Origin of the sequence: Xanthocytophaga agilis (genome assembly GCF_030068605.1) — a bacterium.
Taxonomy (GTDB): domain Bacteria; phylum Bacteroidota; class Bacteroidia; order Cytophagales; family 172606-1; genus Xanthocytophaga; species Xanthocytophaga agilis.
This window is the reverse complement of record NZ_JASJOU010000018.1, coordinates 56,235-77,209: the sequence shown is the minus strand read 5'-3', so window position 1 is coordinate 77,209 and position 20,975 is coordinate 56,235. Positions and strand designations below refer to the sequence as shown.

Here is a 20,975-nt window from a genome sequence, read left to right as displayed (position 1 = left end):
GATCGTTTGGGACCTGTTATAAAAGTCTTCCCGAAACTGCTATTAAATAGAAAATGCTATTAAATGAAAGATTGCATCAAAAATCAGTAAATCGGGCTATGCTTATTTAAAGCAATAGTCGGTATAATCTTTCGTGCTTTCCCCTGAAAGTCATATACAGTCAGCTGACAGGAAGCTTCTATCCAGTAACTACGGGTAGACTGGGATAAATACGAAGATCCATAATAAAACTCAAGTCGCTGAACTCTGCCTGATGGAAAACGAAGCTCTGCCCATGCATCCAACGCTTGAGGGGTAAAGACTCGTTTACCCGAAGGCCTGGAAACAAGAAATGTTTTCAGGCTATCATTATTCTGTGTTGCCAGAAGGATTTTTTTTCCCGAAGACAAACAGACCTCTGCCAGTGCCTTTGCATCCTTATCCACCCAGAATCCGCTTTTCTGCGCGGGCACAGGGATAAACTTTCCCTTTCCGTTTCCTTTCAGCAATAGCCCACCCGATGCATCATAACATCCGGTAATGGACTCGGTAGCATACGAGTTTCCGATTAAAAGTAAATCCGGATAACTGTCTCCATCATAATCACCACTTACCATGCCAAAGACCGGACTTACCTGAGCCGCCAGTGGAAGGGCAGCTAAGGCAAACTTTCCTTTGCCTTTATTTTCAATATATACACTTTCCAGACGTTCACAGGAAAATACGCTGGCAGCCTTTTGTTCTTCAACAGAGAAGATATCGGCCAGCGTGGCACGGGCATAGGGAGCGTAGGCTGGAAATCTTTTTCTCAGATAATTCATCTGACTTATCATTTCATCCCGTGAATGCACAGGATAGAGTGAATCATTTTTTTTGTGTGTATCTCCACTTACCTGAAAAATGACCGGATCAACTACTCCATTCTGATCAAAATCGTTGGCATATAGTACCAAGGGTCTTTGAGCAGATGCATGGTATTCATTGTTAAGTCCCAGGTTTCCTAGTACGTAGTCAGTATCGTTATCTCCATCAAAGTCAGCAGCAGTGATGCTGTTCCACAAACCGTGTGTATGAATGAGCCCTGTGGCCTCGGTCACATTTACAAATCGCCCTTTTAGATTGTGATAGAAGGTAATGGGCATCCACTCGCCTGCCAGAATCAGATCCATCCAGCCATCCTGATCAAAGTCTGTCCAGAGCGCACTGCTAACCATGCCTGCTGAGGTTAACTCCGGAGCGAGTGTATAGGTTACATCTATGAACCGTCCCTTGTCATTGCGTAAAATATAACTTTTGGAAGAGAACGGATAGCGGGTAGGTATTACACTGCCCCCCACAAACAAATCCAGATCTCCATCCCGGTCATAATCGGCGGCACTGACACAGGTGCCACTACTACGCATACGGGGTAATGCATCAGGCGTCAGCGTAAAGTTTCCTTTTCCATCGTTGTGATACAACCGGTCCTGATAGTAAGCTGAGCCGGGAGCAAATTCACTGCTGCCGCTCACCACAAACAGATCCAGGTCCTTGTCTCCATCAGCATCAAAAAGTAAAACGCCTTCATCTTCTTCATATTTTTTTCCCATTACCAGTGGCTTATGTTTAAAAGTGCCTCCCTGATGCTGAAAAAAAAGCCTTCCGGAATGGTTAAAGGCACCCCCAACATAAAAATCTTCCAGCCCATTCTGATCCATATCCCCTACTGCCAGCCCGGGTCCCTGCTGGGAAAGCAGATGCAAAAGCAAAGGTTGTATTTTAAAGTCAATGTAAGGTTCATCAGTATGTTTATAGTCAAGGTCCATCTGTATAGGTGCTTTTGTGAACAGTACCTTCTCAGCAGGTTTAACTTCTTGCCGGATATGATGAGCGTTAACAGCTGAAAGGGTCCGTGTTCTGTCTGCACGCAGCTGTCTGACACACTCTTTTTTTCCATCGGGCCAGGTAACAATAAGTGAATCAACTTGATCTATATTCCCTAAACCCACATGTAAGACAGGATCAACACTTGACTGATAACCCCGCAAAGGAGACTGTTCGAAGAACTGATGCTGTCTGCCATAAAAAATGTCAACCTTGGCCCCATATCCTTGCGTATTCTTTCCTTCTCCAGTAAGGACAATGCGCAGGAAATGATGTCTACTTTGAACGGATTTCTCAGAACTGGATTTCTCATTTAGTCGGTTACGGTAGACAAAGGCTTCCCGGTCAATATTGTTAATCACCAGGTCCAGATCTCCGTCATTGTCCAAGTCAGCATACGCTGCTCCATTCGAATAGGAAGGCTCCGACATTCCCCATGCCTCTGACTGATCTGAGAAGAGCATGTCAGAGCTACCTTTAAACAAATGATTAGGCACTAATGCCCCTTTAACAGATGTTAACATCCCACTCAGTTGTTTCCTGTACTGAGCATCAGACAAGGTCGAATGAAACGCTTCCATCCGGTAAAGTGCAAAATCCCGGTTGGTGATATCTTTGGGGTAGCCATTGGTAACGAGCAGATCCTTGTATCCATCATTATCAAAATCTGCCAGCAATGGAGCCCAGCTCCAGTCTGTCGCATGAATTCCTGCCAGACGACCAATTTCACTGAAGGTGCCATTGCCATTGTTATGCTGTAATGTATTGCGTACATATTGGGGCGCATATCCCGCCCGAAGTTCGGCCAGATGGCGGTCATAGTTCATCGATCCGAGCATGAGCTTACGCCGCTCGTTAGAGGCTGGCAGCATATCTACCGTCACAATATCGACCAGTCCATCATTGTCAATATCGGCAGCATCATTGCCCATGGCTGAGTAACTCTGATGCTTGAAACAGACAGAAGCCTCTTCTGTAAAGGTGCCGTTCTGCTGGTTGATATACAGCAGGTCATTGGACAAATAATCATTGGATACATACACGTCCAGCCAACCATCCTGATTGATATCGGTAATGGCTAGTCCAAGTCCATACCCCTGATGTACAATGCCCGCTTTTAAACTTACATCCGAAAACGTTTGATCTCCGTTATTGCAGTAAAGCCTGTCGGTAGTAATGGAAGAGCCATCAGACACCTTCGGACGAATAATATTGGGACCCACAGATTCCATTACATTGGTAAGCAGATAACAATCCAGATCCCCATCCCGATCATAATCAAAAAAGGCTGCCTGGGTTGTATGACCGGTAAAATTGAGTCCGTATTGTTGGGCTTGTTCTTTGAATGTATTGTTTTTTTGATTGATGTACAATTCATTGGTTTGTCTGGTGTTTCGATCGGGTTTGGATGCCCGATAAGGACCTGCTTTACACAGGTAGATATCCATATACCCATCTGCATTTACATCCGCTACTGAAATTCCGCTTACCCACCCTTGGGTTTGCATACCAGCCTGTATGGTGATGTCTTCAAAGCGAAAATCACCTTTGTTCAGATACAGTCGGGAAGGAACCATATTTCCTCCCAGCACTACATCCATCAAGCCATCGTTGTTTATATCCAAAATTCCAACCCCCCCTCCATTATAGAAATATTCAAACGTGACAATATTGAGTTGTTGACTTTCCTGCAATCGGTTGGTAAATGTAATTCCGGTATGAGAGGAGGGAAGTGATTCAAATAAGGCTGTTTGTTTTTCTGCGGTTCTTTCTGCGCATCCACTATAGAGTAGCAAAGACAAAAAAAACGCTATATAGGTACAAAAAAGATAGATGTTCTCCTTTCGTATCAAAGGAAGTAGTTGCATATCAGACAGATTTAAGGATAGGTTGGTTTCGTTTGTATGAGCGGAGTATAGTACAAATAGGGTATAGTACCAATAAAATATGTGAAATTTGTACCTGATTTCTTTTTGAATTTAAACTATCTCTTTCTGATTTTGAACTATTTCACCTGAACTAAACTATTTACCTGCCAGGTTGTATTTCAGACAGACAATTTAGCTTTCATATACTTTCCAAATAAATGAATTTTAACCTTAATAGCAAATTCCACCTTTCTTGTAGTTGCTGGCTATTGTTGCTAAAAGCAGTCTGATTGCATATTTGGAAAATACCCAAAATACGAATATAAAGAGTGTTGTCCTGATTTTTGAATGGCATATTTTTCTTACCCAAACTTGCCAGTTACATACTGTTGGGTTTTGTTGTTTTTAAGGCTATGAAAAAGTTAGACAACCAGAGAGTAAAAAAGCCCTCAAGACTCCCTACTACAGCTTTTATCTTCATTGAAGAAATAATCATCTGTTACATTTTCGGTCGTTAATCGGATAGACGACCGAAAGTGTAACAGTATAATGTGTTGAAAATCTATTATTCTGGTTTTTACCAGAAAAGCCAGACAGTTTGCCAATGCTCTATTCTCGAGGCAGCTTATGCTGGAAATGCTTAAAGACTAGAAGCGTCCAGACGATAAGATCAGTGACTTGATAAAAACTAACCAGTTAGCCTCGTTAAAGAAAGGCCTTTACGTACCTGGAGCAAACGCAGAATTGCCGGGTCCGGAGCCTTTCCTTATAGCTAATCATCTGTACAAAGCCAGTTATGTTTCCCTCGAATCGGCTTTATCGTATTGGGAGATTATTCCCGAAAGCGTCTATGAAATAAGTTCTGTGACACTGAACGTCTCAAAACCTATAAAACATCCAAATGCAGGTTTGGTTATCAGCATATTTCTTTTCCCTATGACAGCTTTGGTCTGCCAAGTGTCAGATTACAGCCCAAACAGATAGCTCCGATTGCAAGCCCCGAAAAGGCGCTTTGTGACAAGATCAATTGTATGTACTAAGTTGTATATACTAATTGTATGTATCAATTGTCTGTACGAATGCAGGCACAATCTATTTCTATTCTACATGAAATAACTCCGTTTTTATCCTTCAATATAAAGCCTCACAGAGCCTATCAGGACTTTTTACTATGGATGTTTACTATGGACGTATTGTCAAATGAGACTACATGTGTCGGGATACAATTGAGTAAGCCTTAATTCAGCGTAGAATGGATAGCCAAAACTTAGCTAATTGCACTTTTTGATACGAAGGCTAACTTATATGGCTAGCGCAAAGACTTGATAAGAAAGGTTTACCTATTGTCTATCAGCCGGATTAACTGATACACACTATCTCAAAAAAATATATGCTGGAATATGTAAAGTTACTGCAGGCTATACGAACCGACTATCAAAATCTGAATAAACGTTTTATACTTCGTAAAATAGAGAATACATGTATAATAGCGGAATATGTGACTGAAAACCTTGATAAGAGATATTTTCATGCAGATGGATTTGTGAAATTTCAATTAGATCCAACCAAAGAAGAAGATGGCAGGTTAATTAATTTATTGAAAGGCCAGCCTATAAAAAGATTAACAGGAAAGGATCGTGAACCTGTTTTTGAATGGATCAACAAACAGATTGACAAGTATAGTATAGAAGAATGGCTAAATCCTTAATATCTTCTTAACTTGTAGATAAGGATGATAGTAAGGTTGGTATGATTGTTATCATACTAAGAATAGTTCATCGGATTGACTCTACTTGTCCAAATAGCTTTTTATAAATTCTGCGGGAGGCTAAAAAGCTCTTCCCGCAAGAATAAGTGTATCCTTTATCAGATGAACAGCTTTGCTCAGACCCTCTTTCACATACAGATAGGAGAGGATACTGATAGGAGGGACCCAGACCTATGATTCATTTCTCTGAAAGTCGATAGCCTGTTGAAGGAGATGCATTGACAAGGAGCGGACTGGGCTGAAAACTTACATTATTGGCAAAGGTCCATGGATTTTCTTTCTTTTGAACCTGGCGCCTACAGGTGTATAATGACTCAGAAAGTGCCTGAGTTTTTATGTCCGGCGCGATCCCTGCCATAAAGAGTAAGCTAACTAAAGTGGACCACTTGCGGTTCATTTATCTTGTCAACAGACTTTAGAAATACAGTATTCGACCTTGATTAAAGCTCAGCACCTGGTTTTGATTCATACCAGCTACCCACTCTACAATACTATAAGTTCCACCATACTACATACACTGCCAGGATTGGAAGTTTAAAGGATATAAAGAAAATGCCTGAATCCCTCATAGCTCATAAAATTTATTCTGATGTAGAGGATTGATGTAAAACTGATAAAGGGCGAACCAATTGAAGTCGATAAAGCTTATAAGAACATAGCTGAAAGAACACTGCTGACCGGGAAGTCAAATTCTGGTAAATCATTGCTATGCGCACAGGTAAATAAAAATCATGAGTAGAAAACGTTACATCTCGCTTATTCTAATACTAGGAACGCTAACAGCGTTAGGTCCTTTTTCGATAGATATGTATTTGCCGGGATTTCCGGCTATTGCAACCTATTTGCACACCGACGTGGCCGGTGTAGCACTATCACTCTCCAGCTTTTTTATTGGTCTGGCAGCAGGACAACTATTGTATGGACCGCTACTAGACAAATTTGGCCGCAAAAAGCCGTTGTTTGTTGGGTTAAGTATTTACATTATTGCCTCTATCGGTTGTACGATGGTTACTACACTGGATGAACTGATTGGTTTGCGTGTGATCCAGGCTATAGGAAGTTGCGCGGCGGCGGTAGCATCCATGGCCATGGTACGCGACCTGTTTCCAGTCAATGAAAATGCCAAAGTTTTTGCGCTGCTCATGTTGGTAGTAGGCGCATCGCCCATGGTGGCCCCTACTATTGGTGGTTATGTAACGGCAGGACCCGGATGGCAGTGGGTATTTATCATATTAGCCCTTATGGCTGTTTTTATTTTGGTAGCCGTACTACTTGTGTTGCCCAATACCTATCGACCTGATCCTACCATTTCATTGAAACCAAAGCCCATCATAACCGGCTTTTTAAATGTGTTTAAAATCCCGCAGTTCTACACCTATACCTTCACTGGCTCCTTTGCCTTTTCCGGACTATTTGCCTATGTGGCCGGGTCGCCACTGGTATTTATGAAAGTATTTGGGGTAGATGACACCGTCTTCGGTTGGATATTTGCCGGAATTTCAGTTGGTTTCATTGGCTCAAGCCAGGTGAATAGTCTGGTATTGCGCTATTTTACCAGTGAGCAGATCGTTAAGGTTTTTTTGCCGGCACAGGCTCTGGTGGGAATATTGTTCCTGATCGGTTCGGTAACAGGTGTACTTGGCTTTTGGGGTACTATTGTGATGATTTTCCTGTTCATGTGCTGCCTGGGCATGATCAATTCCAATGCGGCTGCATTAACCCTTGCTCCATTTTCCAGAAATGCAGGTACAGCCTCATCGCTGTTTGGTGCATTACAATTAGGTATTGGCGCGCTGGTATCAACCAGTGTTAGCTTTTTTGACAGCCTTTCTGTTGTACCCTTGGCAGCGGTAATGTGTGGCACAGCAGGTATTGCCTTTGTGCTATTTTTTATCAGCCTTCGTATAAACCGCGGAAAATTTACAGGGGTGACCAGCGAGAGGGTAGTCGTCAGTCACTAGTGCTGTTGTGTTACCGGCGTTGTTCTTGTTCCAGTATCTGTTGTTTAGCAATAACTGTTCAAACTTTCTTTTCCATAGTTTGTAACTGTCGTAGGTAAAACTTGACGCAGATGACTGTGCATTAAAAGCAGCCTGTTTTTAATGCAGACTGCATGAACGGTTTGAGTTAGATTAAAAATTTAGTACAATCTGATAGGAGCGCTGGTGTATGGTTTTTTGTTCTGGATTCTGTTATATAGATTCTGTTATTAGATACCCAGACACAAGTATTGTATTAGGTCCTCGCAGAACAGCAGTACAAATATGTATTTGTACCGCTGTATCGAACCAAACGAACTTACCCTTTCTTTTTCAAACCACCTCTACGCTCAATCCGGTTAATACTCTGATTAATAATCTTGTTACTAGTCTTACGTTCGAAGTATATCATGCTGGAAAGGTGTTTGCTGAAAACCAGTTAGCGATTAATGACCAGTTTTCTATACTGAATTTTTCCGGGTGTGTGCAGATGCAGAATATACAGTCCATTAGACAGATTACTGCCATCGTACTGAACCTGCTTGCTTTGACCTTCCTGCAGTGTAGCTTCAAAAATCCGGTTGATTAACTTTCCATTGGCTGTATACAGATCCAAAGACGTCGGACCTGAATAGGAAACTGTAACTACAATCGTAAATTTACCTGTGGTAGGGTTTGGTAGTATGTTTAGCTGAGTAGTTTCGGCGTTGATTACTTGTTCTCTCTATCAGCTGTGACTTCTCTGGCTCCGCTTATTCCATAGGGAGACAGGCAGGTGCCTGGTATAACTACCGGAGTGGCTGTCGTTGCCATCAGAGGTGTTTGCCAGCCCACTGCCAGATTATCACCACTGGTGGCTTCTTTATGAAGAGCTTCAATATAATACCGTTTGCCTGCCTGAAGCGGAATGCTTAGTGATCTACTCTCACATTTGGTAATGCCTTCTGACCAATATAGAGCATTTACCACCATAGAAGCACTCGCAACATAAACGGCTCATCTATCTTATGCTTTTTGACGAGCGAAATTTCTTTCAAAAAAACATACAATAAATAGACAGATTTGTCTATTTATTGTATGTTTGTGCTATGAAACAACGAGGACAAATAGTAACTGATAAGATACTCGATACAGCCGAAAGACTTTTTTACACGCAAGGGTATTGTAATACAGGCATTAACCAGGTGATAGAAGAGTCCGATATTGCTAAGGCATCTTTGTACAACCATTTTCAGACTAAAACCGACTTGCTTATTGCCTATATAAAGCGCACACATGAACGCTGGTTTGACAGGTTTGAAACTGTCATTAACCAGGTGGCAGATCCGAAGGAAAAGTTACTGGCTATTTTTGACTACCATATGGAACGGCAGCAACTACGTCAGTTTGGGGGGTGTCCATTCATAAAGGCAAATGATGAAGCAGGCATGAGTGATCCTCGTGTCCTATCACAGATACAGCAGGCAAAGCAGCATAGTAAAGATTTCATAGCCGCACTTGTGGCCAATTCAGGGCACAAAAAGCTATTGACCGATCAGGAACTGACACAGACTATCTTTCTCTCCTTAGAGGGTGCCATCGCCATAGGCTCTGTTTTTAAACAACCCAGTGAAATAGAATCTGCAAAAAACATCATTCAAAAACTTATCTGATATGAAACAGCTAACAAATAAATGGCTGGAACTGATTATTGTATTATCAGCACCGTTGCTTTCTGTCATCGATGTATTTATTATCAATGTGGCCATTCCCTCAATCAAAAAAGGAGTACATGCAACCAATGCCCAACTTCAGCTGGTAATTGCAGGATATCTTCTGGGCTATGCAGCATTCCTTATCACAGGCGGCAGGGCAGGGGATCATTTTGGACGTAAGAAGGTTTTTTTCTGGGGAATGTTCTTTTTTACAGTTACTTCCTGTCTGTGCGGACTTTCTATGACTGCCTTTCAACTTAATCTGACCCGGTTCTTTCAGGGACTGAGTGCATCATTTATGGTTCCCCAAACGATTGCTTTCATACAAATACTTTTTACCGATACAAAAGAAAGAGCCAAAGCATTTGGCTTATTTGGGATTACACTTGGCGTGGCAGCCGTTATTGGCCAGGTATTGGGAGGATATTTATCAGACACTCACTGGGTGATAGAAGGCTGGCGACTTGTGTTTTTCATTAACCTGCCAATTGGTATGGTTACACTTTGGACTACCCACACCTATGTGAGTGAAACCCAAAAACATCAAAGTACAGCATTTGACTATACAGGGATAGTAATTCTGACAGTAGCGCTATTTTGTCTTATTTACCCCTTGATCCAGGGCCGGGAAGCAGGCTGGCCTGTATGGAGTATAGGATTAATTGTTTTGTCATTTGGTATTTTTGTATTTTTTATTTACAATCAAAAATACAAGCTTGTCCACAATAAAAACCCTTTGATTGATGTAAGACTGTTTCAGATAAAAGACTTCAATATTGGCCTGATGGCAGTATTGTTTCATTTTATGTTGCATACAGCCTACCTGCTGTTGAGTGCGGTCTATCTTCAGAACGGCATCGGTGTTTCTGCACTGCAATGTGGACTCTATTTTGTTGCACCGGGAATCTTATTTGTTGTCTCTTCGATTGTGGCCTCCAAAATGATAATCAGGTTCGGAAAACGTGTTTTGCAAACAGGCGTTGGTATCTTGGCTTTAGCCTTTTACCTGCAGCTGGAGTTTTGGAAACCGGGAATGAGTGCCTGGCTTATTATCGGGCTAACGGGAGTATGGGGACTTGGCAATGGACTTGTGCTCCCATCGCTGCTGAATATTGCCCTTAAAAACGTTCCGACACACTATGCAGGCGCGGCAGCAGGAGTTTATTCAACTTTTCAGCAAACAGCTTCCGCGCTAGGGATCAGTATACTAGGAGGGATTTTCTTTTATTTCTCCAAGGATGGCTGGCAAGCAGCTTACCATGCGGGTTTGCTTGGATTACTGGTTTGCGTTGCCTTGGTAGGATTGATGTTGTATTTGCTTCCAGATACAATCGGTCAAAGCCAGTCAGAAAATCCCTCTTCTTCCAATACAAACCCGCTTGCAATCTCAAAACCAAAAGATCAGTTTATCTCTGCTGATTAACAAACATTAACAAAAAGATTAACGGACAGAAAGGCTTTGGGTATGTGTTTTCTACTAATTCCGACCAGGGTGAGGCAATGGAAAAATGGTTGAATGCATCTTGGTTACATGAATATAGATATGTAAGCCCTGAATTACTTAAGCGGTAACATTTTATCTATTTTACTTGCTTGAATCTGACTGAATTTTATCCTAGAAAAGATCTATCATTACTGATGTACTTCCTCTGACATCTACATATAAACTAAGCATATTCTTTCCTATTATCTTTTTTTGTCCGCTAACCATTGCTTGGCAAGTGAAGCCTCAATAGGTTGCAACAATTGTATACCCAGTTGTATTTGCTCCTGGGTTAACTGGCCAAAACACATCTGGTTGACTTGACTTAATTTTTGATAGCAAGCTTCTAATACCCTTGCCCCTTCTTTGGTTATCGATATGGGTTTACTTCTCTTGTCCAGCTCATCTTCCTTTTCTGCAATCAGGTTAGCTTTCTTTAACCGGTCAAGGATCAGTAAACCAGATGACAACTCATTGAAATTGGCTAAAATGACATTGGTTTTCTTTGAATTGGGTGCAGTGGCAATCGAGTTAAGATATAAAAACTCGTCAAAACTACTGATGCCACATTCCTTAAAGGCTATAACAGCATAGAGATGGTGAAGTTTGGCAATCCTTCCAATAAGCTTAGTGAGCATACTGATATTATCAGGTGGAATGGGTGACTGCCAAAAGTCAGCCTTTTTATTTTTTTGCTCCTGACTGATCAAATAGGCTTGGCAAAACTGACTTAATTCAGCAGCAGGATTTTCCTGCTCATACTTAGCCCATAGGTTAACTAACTCGACTGTTTTGTTCATATATATCCTATTTGTTCATATGCATCCTATTTATCGTAAAAATAAAAAATAACATCATATATGATGTTATTGTATCATTCATGATATATATTTGTGATTATAAACATCATACATGATATAATTATGGAAAATTTATTCGTAAAGGGATTGACAGGAGTCATCATGTCATCTGCTCAGCCGGAACGGTTGGCAAGATTTTATAAAAACGTGTTAGGTATACCTTTAGTACTTAACCGTCATGGTAACATGCCGGAACATTGGGAATGTGATTATAATGGTATTCACTACGCGGTGCTTAAAGGAAAAGAGAATAAGCAGCCAAACGAGACAATCGTACTCTCTTTTGTGGTAGACGATATAGAAAGTTTTGTCGCCACCCACGATATTAAGCTACTCCATCCTATTATGGATTTGGGAGAAGGGGCTTATATTGCCAGCTTTACCGATCCGGATGGCAACATCCTACGCTTTTGGATGAATAAGGATCAATAATCGAAGCGGATGTGGCTAGCCGATAGTGTTAAATTATATATTGTTGCTGCCGGAAGGAGTAAACTCTATAAAATAAAGACTGCATCAGGTAAGAACCGATCAAATAGTATATGGTCTTATTTTACCAGGGAGAAGTTACTACCAGAATAGAAACGTATCTGAAAACCCATGGAGATTTTTTAACCAAACAGGATAGTAATTACTTCCGCAGTTCAAACCCACCCTGAGTTTTTTTCCTGCACTGAAGCTCTTCATCCTGTGGGCTTGAGTAAACTTAGTCGTTTGTCAAGCTTAGGATTTAGGGTCAGTTTGTGCTTAACTCCTGCTTATTGCCATTCTCCATTATTGACTCTGTGCTTGGCAGGTGTCCGTGCTTAGTAAAGTTTATGCCCTGTTAGCTACCTAGTGTTCAGTTACGTACAGAAATTGTCCGCATTCGGACAAGGGATACTTACCTAAATCAGGTTTTAGGGCCGTAAATGAGAGTTTAAGAGATTTTTTGGTTTTGGCCCACGATTTGATCTACAAAACCCAAAGAAATAACCATACAATTCTACCGGGCATTTGATGGCAATGCAACGGGTCATTGCCGGAAAGTTTTAACAGACACTTTTAACAAACACTTTTCCTGGATACTTTGACAGAATGATTTTTTAGGAAAGCATATGACACGAACCTATTTGGGAGAATTTGAGGAAGTAGTGCTGCTAACCATAGCCGTCCTACCCGAGCCGTCCTACGGGGCTATCATCACTCAGGAAATAGAAAGACAGACCGGGCGAAGTGTCGACTTCAGCACCGTGCACACCACCCTGAAGAGATTGGAAGAAAAGGGCTTTCTTTCCTCCTGGATGGGAGGGGCCACCGCCCAAAGGGGTGGGCGGAGGAAACGCTACTTTGCCATCACTCTGGCCGGTTACCGCGCCCTGGAAGATATTCAGCAGTTGCGTAACCGGTACTGGTCGCTGATTCCGAAAAACCTCCAGCTTAAAGGCATATGAAGCAAAGCCCTATCAATCCACATCGGAAGACCCCGCCCCGCTGGGCGGAAGCGTTACTGGAACGGTTCTGCCCGGATCAGGACCTGGAAGAGGTGCAGGGGGATCTAGCCGAACTGTACGTTTATTGGCTGCAGACCCGTGGCAAGCGGACTGCCGACTGGTGCTATGTCTACAATGCCCTGCGGCTGCTGAGGCCATTCGGACGGATGCCTCTTTTGGGCAAAAGAGAAAGCTCCTCTTCCATGCCGGTTCATTCACCGGTATCTACTTCCCTGCTTGCTCCTGTATCCATCCATTCAAACATACCAATCCATCCACTTGCAATCGACACCATCATGCTGCGCAACTACCTGAAAATCGCCCTTCGTAATCTTTTCAAAAACAAAGCTTATTCTTTCATTAACATTGGCGGACTGGCTGTCGGCATGTGCGTGGCAACGCTCATCGGCTTGTGGGTCTATGACGAAGTGAGCTACGATACCTCCCATCCCAACTATGCCGATATTGCACAGATACGGCATTTCAGCACCTACCCCGGCACAGGAGTTACCACTACAGGCGAATCAATACAAATTCCATTGGGCACCGCGTTGAAAGGTAACTATAAACCCTATTTCAAACACATTCTGATGACATTCTGGGCGGGCGATTTTACTGTTTCATATGGAGACAAAAAGATACCTTCCTACGGCAGGTTCATTGAACCTGGTGTGATTGATATGCTTTCACTCAAGATGCTGAATGGCAACGCATCTGCGCTAAGCGATCCGCATTCGGTGATTCTTTCAGCATCCAAAGCAAAAGCCATTTTTGGCAATGAAAACCCGATCAACCAAACCCTGAAAATTGATAATCGGATAGATGTAACGGTTACGGGCGTGTTTGAAGATTTGCCGCAGAATACCAGCTTCGGCGATTTAGAGTTTTTTGCACCCTGGGACTTGTGGGTCTCCTCTAACGATTGGGTGAAAGAATGCGTCAACAAGTGGGACAACAGTTCGTTTACCATCTTTGTACAACTTGCGCCCAACACCTCTGTCGAAACGGCCAATGCGGCAATCCGAAATTTTTATGCCAGGCAATTTCCCAAAGATTTTGCAAAGGATATAGCCAAATACAAGCCTGTGTTGTTTTTATATCCGATGAAGCAGTGGCATTTGTACTCCGAATTTGAAAATGGCATCGCTGTTGGGGGCCGCATTACCTTTGTCTGGTTGTTTGGTATTATTGGTGTGTTTGTGTTGCTTTTGGCCTGTATCAACTTTATGAATCTGAGTACGGCCCGTAGCGAAAAACGGGCCAGGGAAGTTGGTATTCGCAAGGCCATTGGATCTGTGCGCAGCCAGCTGGTCGGTCAGTTTCTTGGCGAATCGCTTCTGATTGCCTGCTTGGCCTTTGTGGCTTCTGTGGTATTAACTGTACTGTCATTACCCTGGTTTAATCAACTGGCAAGCAAAGACATTACGTTTCCACTTGACAAGCCGCTGTTCTGGCTGGTCTGCCTTGTATTTTTGTTGCTCACTGGTTTTCTGGCAGGACTTTATCCAGCATTTTATCTTTCTTCCTTTCAACCGATCAAAGTGCTCAAGGGCACCCTGCGCCAGGGTCGCTACGCAGCTTTGCCCCGCAAACTATTGGTGGTGGTTCAGTTTACCGTTTCTGTTGCTTTGATCATCGGAACAATTATTGTGTACCGGCAAATTCAGCACGCCCAGAATCGGCCAGTGGGTTACAACCGGGAGGGATTGATTCATGTGCCTCACAATGATCCCAATTACAAAGGCAGGCAGCAGGTACTCACCAGTCAATTGATCAATACAGGAATGGTGTCTGATGTTGCCTATTCGTCCAGTCCGCTCACCGCCGTTTGGAACAACTCGGGCGGCTACACCTGGACAGGCAAAGATCCCGAGCTGGCTTCCGATTTTTCAGTAATCCGGGTTTCCCATAATTTTGGCAAAACCGTAGGCTGGCAGTTTATAGCTGGTCGCGATTTTTCCAAGGAATTTTCCACTGACTCAACCGGTGTGATCATCAACGAAGCTGCCGCCAGATACATTAGTCCGGCTAAGTCCTCAATTCAGAATTTGATTGGTCAAACGATTAAATACAACGACAACAGCCGCTCGTGGCGTGTGCTGGGTATTGTCAAAGATATGGTCATGCAGTCGCCCTATGAGCCGGTCAAGCGAGGTTTCTTTTTCCTGGATGCAACACATAGAGAAACCAATCGCATCGTTCTAAAGATCAGCCCTACAGTAAGCGCCACTCAAGCACTTCCAGCCATCGAAGCAGTGTTCAGACGAATTGTTCCTTCTGCTGCTTTCGATTATCAGTTTGTAGATTCCGAATACGGACGCAAGTTCAGTGCCGAGCAACAAATCGGGCAGCTGGCATCGGTATTTGCGGTTCTAGCCATTTTTATTTCGTGCCTGGGCATCTTTGGACTGGCTTCATTTACAGCCGAGCAGCGCCGAAAGGAAATCGGCATTCGCAAAATTCTCGGAGCCAGCGTAGGGAATCTGTGGAAATTGCTTTCCAAAGACTTTCTCGTGCTGGTTGTTGTCTCTTGTCTGCTGGCAACGCCCATTGCCTGGTATTTTTTAAGCCGATGGTTGCAAACCTATACCTATCGCATTGAACTATCGTGGTGGATTTTTGTGGTGGCTGCCGCAGCGGCGCTGCTCATCACATTGCTCACTGTAAGCTATCAGGCGATCAAAACGGCGTTGGCCAACCCGGTCAAAAGCCTGCGAACCGAATGAGTCTTGAAAAGAGTAAAGTCAAAAGAGCTTGAGAAGACATGTTTTCGGGCTGGTATGACCGATAAGACTCAATTAATACATAATGTTCCTTTTTGCCAGACCAATATGCAAAATTGCATATTCTGATAAATCCACTCTACACTAAGGTGTTTTCCACTATCGTATAATTCTATCTCAGATTCTTTTCTGAGATAAAATTGATTTTACTCAACAACTACCTCTTGCACAGAAACGCCTTTGTTGGTATGAATCCGGATTAGACACGTTCCTTTTGGCCTTGTTTGCAAATTCATTTCTGCATCTGATTGTTTGTCTGTACGATACTTATGGATTGGTACTTCTCCAGCAGGTTAGTCCCCTGTATCTGCTCAATCCTGTATCTGCTCAATGTAGATGGGTAGTCTGGGTCTCGGACATGACAGATACCAACGAGTAGCTTTCCAGCAGGTGAAGGGAGTATTCCAGAGTGGAAAATATGTGGGATTCGTGGGAATACATGAAGCATCTCCAGAACAAGGAAGCAGACTGAACAGCTTACGAATCATGGTTGTCAGTGATTATTTGCTTCATCACGAGTTGCGCTCAGAAATGACGCCGGACAGTACCGCTGGCATTCCTCGGGCTAAGCCAGTGACCAACTCCTTTGGTCGAATCATAACGCAAAAGACATTCCCCCAAAAGCTGGGGGGAAATCATCACCTACGGACCGGGCAGCTCAGTAAGTCTAAGCGGGAAAGTCTAATCGGGCACTGGCTGACCAAAAGCCAACCACCAGTTGCAGGCTTCCAAGCTGGAACGCTTTGCTTTGTGGCCTACTATGATTTGCAGGAGCCGCTGCCTACTACCTGACCAGTTGTTGCCTGACCAGCCCCAACCTCGTGCCCGGCTGGCACTTATTATTATCTTGTGTCTGATCACTGTCGAGGTTGCATTTATATATAGTTACCTATAGCTGGTTTGTTGTATTCAGCTAAGAGAATGTCATTGGCATTACATATCAGAGATGCACCATCATTGTTTCCTGCCTGCAGTGGTCTTTGACTGCATGTTTTCTTGACTGCCAATTTTAATCTATAATTTTAATTTATTTTAACATATATCCTTTACATTCTTATGTTATCACAATTGGTTTACGTTTCCTCGCGAAAAAGCAGTTGCACTGCAGCCGAGATCGAAAAAATAGTGGCCTCATGCCAGAAAAACAATGCAAGCCTGGACATCACCGGGGTACTGCTCTATTCGGAAACCAACTTCATTCAGTATCTGGAAGGGGATGCAAAGACAATTCTGAGCCTGTACGACCAGATCAAAACCGATCCACGGCACGGGCAGGTTCGTATGATCTGCTACGGGCCTGTTTCCGAGCGGGCTTTCCCCAGCTGGCATATGGCTACCAAAGCTCTTTCCCACAGTGAACTGGCATTCAGAACCGATATCACCGGCCAGGACAAGCAGACATTCCAACAATTACTGACCGGACAGACTCAATCCGACTCACGGGCACTGATACTGCTTAAAAAGTTTTTCGAACCGATTGCCCAGCCTGTAAAGGCATAATCTGCAAGGCATGACCGCTGCCCGAAACAGTTTCGGGCAGCGGTTCTCGCCTCGTCCTTTGGGGACAAATTGGTAACGGGTCAGTAAAAACCGAATCACATCCAACGCGCCCATTCTGCTACGAGCTCTTATCCATCCGCTCTGGGGCACTGCTGGCAAGAACTTATTCAGAGAGTAGGTATTTCTCAGAGAGTGGGGATTTCCGCCAGGCTGATTGAACCCATTTCCAGTTACTTTGCTGCTACTCTACTAGTTTCGTATTATATGCTTACTACAGAACAATTTGTTTTGCCGACAGCCAATCGAAAAACCACAGTCGGCCTGCAGATGTAGTATTTTGCAAAAATACAATGACTACCGTATGGCTTGATAACAGTATGTCGGATAAGAAACGACCAACAAATAAGAAACGACCAACAGCTACAATACAAAACGGTTACCAGCAGGCTTGCATCAATGCCCAATACCATATAAAGAATATGATCTTTAAAAAGACCCCTTTGCCAGTATGCTTTTAACCAAGGTATCATGCTTAGGGTATTTTGCTTTCAAAAGGAACTGATCTGAAGGCCACAATTGAGATAAAGAACACAATTGAGAGCACGCCCAAGAAAGCAGATTCGGGATGGATAATCGTTTGAGGAAGGTATCGGACTTGAATCCAGGTCAAAAATAAGGGAATGATTTTTTTGGATATCAGAACAAAAAACGGTAGCAAAAACAGGATTATGGTGAAAACATGATTATGGTGAAAACATGATTGAGGATTATAGTAAAAAAACATGATTATAGATTGAAAGTAAGCAATCGGTTGTATTGCGACTCTATTTGACTCACTATTGAGACGTTAGCAGTGCAACAATCCCTAGGCTACAACAAGCAATACAGTAGCGATACACTTGCTCTTTCGTTGAGAATTCTTAGTATCCATTTGGATAAGCACCCAGTTCAGGCAGTCCGTCAAACGGATACGATGAATAGCAGATACGATGAATAACGGATACGCTAAATAATGGATATGCTAAAGATGGTAATGTGTGAATAGAAAGACTCAAATTTTTAAGACAGGCTTATATGGCTTATCAATCCAGGTAATCCTATAGGATCAGATAACTGTAGAAGCATTGATACTTGAGGAAAAAGAGACACTGTTGAGTATTGTTACACTGATAGTGAATAAATCATATATATACTACAGCATATATATACCACTTTATAGGGATAGTTAACATGGCATGGATGTTTACCAATGACCAACTTAGAACGCTCCCTTAGTAGTGTTTTGCCTGAGAGGAGACAGATGAGGCGGTAATTTTACAAAGTTTATGGCTCAGAAAGATCACAAACTTCGCATCACTTTTTTTATAGCTTACCTGACAGGTGCATTGGTGCTGTTGCTAACCGGACTATTGGCTTACCGAAGCATGCATATGCTTATTGATAAAAGTAAATGGGTCAACCATACCAATCAGGTCTTATTAACTACTGAAACTGTTTTATCCTTGCTCAAAGATGCCGAAAGCGGACAGAGAGGGTACTCGTTAACGAAAGACAGTACCTATCTGGAAGCCTACTTTCAAGGGATTGACTCAGTGGAGTATTCCATTATCAGACTGGAAAGTCTTACCAAAGATAATCCTACCCAGCAGGCCAGGATCCCGGCCATTCGGCAGGCTGTCCAAAAAAAACTAGAGGTTACCGTACAAGGTATTGAATTAACCAATACACACCCTGAGAAAATGAATGAGTTTTATCATTCAAAGGTAGGAAAACAACGAATGGATCAGATCAAACAGTTGCTCTTTATCTTTGAACAGGAAGAAAAAACATTGCTCGGGATACGAACCAGGGAGCTGGATCAATCGATTTTAAGAGCACAATACAGTATGTATTGGATTATTATCTCCTATGTACTCATCGTTCTGTTAACCTTTACGGTGATAAAGTATCTGCTTCAGAAAAGAGTCGAATATGAAAGTCAGCTTAGCCTGCTTAATGAGCAGCTCCAGCAGACTAATCAACAACTGGCTCATACCAATGACGAACTGGCTCACACCAATGAGGAACTACAAACTACCAATGAAGAATTACTTATTACCAATGAACAATTACATTATTCCAATACTGAACTGGAACGATTTGCTTATATGGCCTCACATGATCTGCAGGAACCACTTCGCAAGATTCAGGTTTTCGCTCATACGCTCAAAATCAAACACAGTGAGGCATTAGGTGAGGGCATCTCTCTTCTGGAACGGATGCAATCAGCCGCCAATCGCATGTCAACTTTGATAAAGGACTTGCTTACTTTATCCAAGTTAACTGCTTCTCAACAGCCACTTGGCCGGGTAGCTTTAGATCAGGTACTACACAACGTCTTAACGCAACTCGAACTTCGTATCGAAGAAACTGCTGCCCAAATTCAGATTGATCCGTTGCCTGTTATAACAGGCGATAGCTTACAGCTTGAACAACTGTTTCTAAACCTGTTGAGTAACTCATTAAAATTTCGCCTTAAGGATATACCACCTTATATTACCATTCACTACCAAAAGGTTACAAAAGAAGAGCTTCCAGCTGCAGTACGAATAGGACACAGCTCGCAGTTGTATCACCGTATCGTCATTTCAGATAACGGGATCGGTTTTGAAGCTGAGTATGCCGAGCGTATCTTCCAGGTATTCCAGCGCTTACACAGTAAAAACGAATATGAAGGAACCGGTATAGGACTTGCCATTTGTCAGAAAGTGGTTCTTAACCATCAAGGTGCTATTATTGCTTCAAGCCAGATAGGACAGGGAGCTACCTTTACGCTATTTTTACCTGTAGAATGCCCTGTATTAAAAGATTGATTCTATATATTTACATATATAGTCTTTGATAGCGCTTTATCCTAATTTATAATCTATATTCATACTTTGCAGACAAAGTACAATCAGACTTTATAAGCGGTAAGTCCCATTTAACTATTGACTCCCTACTATGCCTAGCTATTACACCTAGCTCCTGTACTAATCTATCCTTTTGATTCTTAGGTTACCTACTAAGTATAGTTAAGTATTAATACTTAGATTGTGTAAAATAAAAAAGTCAATGAAACTAGTACAAAATCTTTCTGCGCCAGTATTTAGATTAAAAGATATTTATGGAAGAATGATAGATCTGGAAGAGTATAAGGATAAAAAAGTATTTGTTGGCTTTTTCCGACATGCTGGTTGTCCGTTTTGTAATATTAGAGTTCATAAACTGTTGAAAGTAAGGGAAGAATTACTCGAAAAAGGCCTTGAGATGATTTTTTTCTTTGAATCGCCAGAAAATGTCTTGTTACAAAGTATTTTTCACAAAGAAATTTCCCCAATCCCTTTGATTTCTGACCCTGAAAAAAGATGGTACAGTGCCTATGGACTCGAGCCTTCCAGCTATAAAGCCACTATGAGTCATATTTCTTCTTTTGTACAAACAGCGTTTAAAGCCTCCTCGCTGGGTGTACCGCTACATGCGATGGCTGAAGGAGAGGCCTTTAATACGATGCCTGCTGAATTCCTATTATCTGAAGGCCTCATTATTGAGCAGGTTCATTATTCTGAGCGTTTGAACGATCGTATGAGTGTTGAGAAAATAAGAGCTTTCGTTGAAAAAAAGTAGCATACTCTGTAACCTAATTGAGTATTCTTTCATTTAAAGGCTTGGCAATGGAACGATGTACTTAAACGGATGCACTAGACT

The 20,975-nt window shown here is 42.4% G+C and carries 17 protein-coding genes; 11 read left to right on the top strand and 6 right to left on the bottom strand.

Annotated elements, in window-relative coordinates; genetic code table 11:
- Positions 1–83: 83 nt before the first annotated feature.
- Positions 84–3,710: a VCBS repeat-containing protein gene (locus QNI22_RS34210; RefSeq protein ID WP_314518225.1), complete on the bottom strand. Its 3,627-nt coding sequence runs from the start codon at positions 3,708–3,710 to the stop codon at positions 84–86.
- Positions 3,711–4,768: 1,058 nt separating this feature from the next.
- Between QNI22_RS34210 and QNI22_RS34205 the strand changes: the two genes are divergently transcribed.
- Together QNI22_RS34205 and QNI22_RS34200 are read left to right on the top strand one after the other, a co-directional pair.
- Complete coding sequence (locus tag QNI22_RS34205; protein WP_314518223.1) at positions 4,769–4,951, top strand: hypothetical protein; 183 nt, start codon at positions 4,769–4,771, stop codon at positions 4,949–4,951.
- Between the two features lie 149 nt (positions 4,952–5,100).
- The gene (locus QNI22_RS34200) at positions 5,101–5,418 is read left to right on the top strand and encodes a hypothetical protein (RefSeq protein WP_314518222.1); all 318 of its coding nucleotides are present in this window, start codon (positions 5,101–5,103) and stop codon (positions 5,416–5,418) included.
- A 238-nt stretch (positions 5,419–5,656) separates the two neighbouring features.
- On the opposite strand, the gene QNI22_RS34195 is transcribed toward QNI22_RS34200, so the two are convergent.
- Positions 5,657–5,836: a hypothetical protein gene (locus QNI22_RS34195; protein ID WP_314518220.1), complete on the bottom strand. Its 180-nt coding sequence runs from the start codon at positions 5,834–5,836 to the stop codon at positions 5,657–5,659.
- Between the two features lie 373 nt (positions 5,837–6,209).
- Here QNI22_RS34195 and QNI22_RS34190 point away from each other — a divergent pair, with 373 nt between their 5' ends.
- Positions 6,210–7,439: a multidrug effflux MFS transporter gene (locus QNI22_RS34190; RefSeq protein WP_314518219.1), complete on the top strand. Its 1,230-nt coding sequence runs from the start codon at positions 6,210–6,212 to the stop codon at positions 7,437–7,439.
- Between the two features lie 457 nt (positions 7,440–7,896).
- Here QNI22_RS34190 and QNI22_RS34185 read toward each other — a convergent pair whose 3' ends face one another.
- A complete protein-coding gene (locus QNI22_RS34185) occupies positions 7,897–8,142 on the bottom strand; it encodes a T9SS type A sorting domain-containing protein (RefSeq protein ID WP_314518445.1) in 246 nt (81 codons plus the stop codon).
- Positions 8,143–8,168: 26 nt separating this feature from the next.
- Positions 8,169–8,429: a hypothetical protein gene (locus QNI22_RS34180; protein ID WP_314518218.1), complete on the bottom strand. Its 261-nt coding sequence runs from the start codon at positions 8,427–8,429 to the stop codon at positions 8,169–8,171.
- A 116-nt stretch (positions 8,430–8,545) separates the two neighbouring features.
- On the opposite strand from QNI22_RS34180, the gene QNI22_RS34175 reads away from it, so the two are divergent.
- Positions 8,546–9,109 (top strand): TetR/AcrR family transcriptional regulator, encoded by a 564-nt coding sequence (locus QNI22_RS34175; RefSeq protein WP_314518216.1) that lies wholly within the window; start codon positions 8,546–8,548, stop codon positions 9,107–9,109.
- Between the two features lies 1 nt (position 9,110).
- On the top strand, positions 9,111–10,574 hold the full coding sequence (locus QNI22_RS34170; protein WP_314518214.1) for an MFS transporter: 1,464 nt from the start codon (positions 9,111–9,113) through the stop codon (positions 10,572–10,574).
- A gap of 263 nt (positions 10,575–10,837) precedes the next feature.
- Here the strand turns inward: QNI22_RS34170 and QNI22_RS34165 are convergent, their stop codons facing one another.
- Positions 10,838–11,434: a MarR family winged helix-turn-helix transcriptional regulator gene (locus QNI22_RS34165; RefSeq protein ID WP_314518212.1), complete on the bottom strand. Its 597-nt coding sequence runs from the start codon at positions 11,432–11,434 to the stop codon at positions 10,838–10,840.
- Between the two features lie 123 nt (positions 11,435–11,557).
- Here QNI22_RS34165 and QNI22_RS34160 point away from each other — a divergent pair, with 123 nt between their 5' ends.
- The 4 genes from QNI22_RS34160 to QNI22_RS34145 all read left to right on the top strand — a co-directional run bounded on the left by QNI22_RS34160 (position 11,558) and on the right by QNI22_RS34145 (position 17,249).
- Positions 11,558–11,926 carry a VOC family protein gene (locus tag QNI22_RS34160; protein WP_314518211.1) on the top strand — a complete coding sequence of 123 codons (369 nt, stop codon included), beginning with the start codon at positions 11,558–11,560 and terminating at the stop codon, positions 11,924–11,926.
- Between the two features lie 665 nt (positions 11,927–12,591).
- A complete protein-coding gene (locus QNI22_RS34155) occupies positions 12,592–12,927 on the top strand; it encodes a PadR family transcriptional regulator (RefSeq protein ID WP_314518208.1) in 336 nt (111 codons plus the stop codon).
- A complete protein-coding gene (locus tag QNI22_RS34150) occupies positions 12,924–15,692 on the top strand; it encodes an ABC transporter permease (protein ID WP_314518206.1) in 2,769 nt (922 codons plus the stop codon). Before QNI22_RS34155 ends, QNI22_RS34150 begins: the two co-directional genes overlap by 4 nt.
- 1,113 nt (positions 15,693–16,805) lie before the next feature.
- Positions 16,806–17,249 carry a BLUF domain-containing protein gene (locus QNI22_RS34145; protein WP_314518205.1) on the top strand — a complete coding sequence of 148 codons (444 nt, stop codon included), beginning with the start codon at positions 16,806–16,808 and terminating at the stop codon, positions 17,247–17,249.
- Between the two features lie 920 nt (positions 17,250–18,169).
- Here QNI22_RS34145 and QNI22_RS34140 read toward each other — a convergent pair.
- Complete coding sequence (locus tag QNI22_RS34140) at positions 18,170–18,304, bottom strand: hypothetical protein (protein WP_314518202.1); 135 nt, start codon at positions 18,302–18,304, stop codon at positions 18,170–18,172.
- 270 nt (positions 18,305–18,574) lie between these two features.
- Between QNI22_RS34140 and QNI22_RS34135 the strand changes: the two genes are divergently transcribed.
- A complete protein-coding gene (locus QNI22_RS34135) occupies positions 18,575–20,101 on the top strand; it encodes a sensor histidine kinase (protein WP_314518200.1) in 1,527 nt (508 codons plus the stop codon).
- A 241-nt stretch (positions 20,102–20,342) separates the two neighbouring features.
- Entirely contained in the window at positions 20,343–20,894 is a 552-nt protein-coding gene (locus QNI22_RS34130) for a redoxin domain-containing protein (protein ID WP_314518198.1), read from the top strand.
- Positions 20,895–20,975 lie beyond the last annotated feature (81 nt).

Coding starts and splice junctions, on each gene's coding strand:
- QNI22_RS34210 (WP_314518225.1), bottom strand. CDS start 3,710: ATGCAACTACTTCCTTTGATACGAAAGGAGAACATCTATCTTTTTTGT.
- QNI22_RS34205 (WP_314518223.1), top strand. CDS start 4,769: ATGTATCAATTGTCTGTACGAATGCAGGCACAATCTATTTCTATTCTA.
- QNI22_RS34160 (WP_314518211.1), top strand. CDS start 11,558: ATGGAAAATTTATTCGTAAAGGGATTGACAGGAGTCATCATGTCATCT.
- QNI22_RS34150 (WP_314518206.1), top strand. CDS start 12,924: ATGAAGCAAAGCCCTATCAATCCACATCGGAAGACCCCGCCCCGCTGG.
- QNI22_RS34200 (WP_314518222.1), top strand. CDS start 5,101: ATGCTGGAATATGTAAAGTTACTGCAGGCTATACGAACCGACTATCAA.
- QNI22_RS34145 (WP_314518205.1), top strand. CDS start 16,806: ATGTTATCACAATTGGTTTACGTTTCCTCGCGAAAAAGCAGTTGCACT.
- QNI22_RS34195 (WP_314518220.1), bottom strand. CDS start 5,836: ATGGCAGGGATCGCGCCGGACATAAAAACTCAGGCACTTTCTGAGTCA.
- QNI22_RS34135 (WP_314518200.1), top strand. CDS start 18,575: ATGGCTCAGAAAGATCACAAACTTCGCATCACTTTTTTTATAGCTTAC.
- QNI22_RS34165 (WP_314518212.1), bottom strand. CDS start 11,434: ATGAACAAAACAGTCGAGTTAGTTAACCTATGGGCTAAGTATGAGCAG.
- QNI22_RS34155 (WP_314518208.1), top strand. CDS start 12,592: ATGACACGAACCTATTTGGGAGAATTTGAGGAAGTAGTGCTGCTAACC.
- QNI22_RS34180 (WP_314518218.1), bottom strand. CDS start 8,429: ATGGTGGTAAATGCTCTATATTGGTCAGAAGGCATTACCAAATGTGAG.
- QNI22_RS34130 (WP_314518198.1), top strand. CDS start 20,343: ATGAAACTAGTACAAAATCTTTCTGCGCCAGTATTTAGATTAAAAGAT.
- QNI22_RS34175 (WP_314518216.1), top strand. CDS start 8,546: ATGAAACAACGAGGACAAATAGTAACTGATAAGATACTCGATACAGCC.
- QNI22_RS34170 (WP_314518214.1), top strand. CDS start 9,111: ATGAAACAGCTAACAAATAAATGGCTGGAACTGATTATTGTATTATCA.
- QNI22_RS34190 (WP_314518219.1), top strand. CDS start 6,210: ATGAGTAGAAAACGTTACATCTCGCTTATTCTAATACTAGGAACGCTA.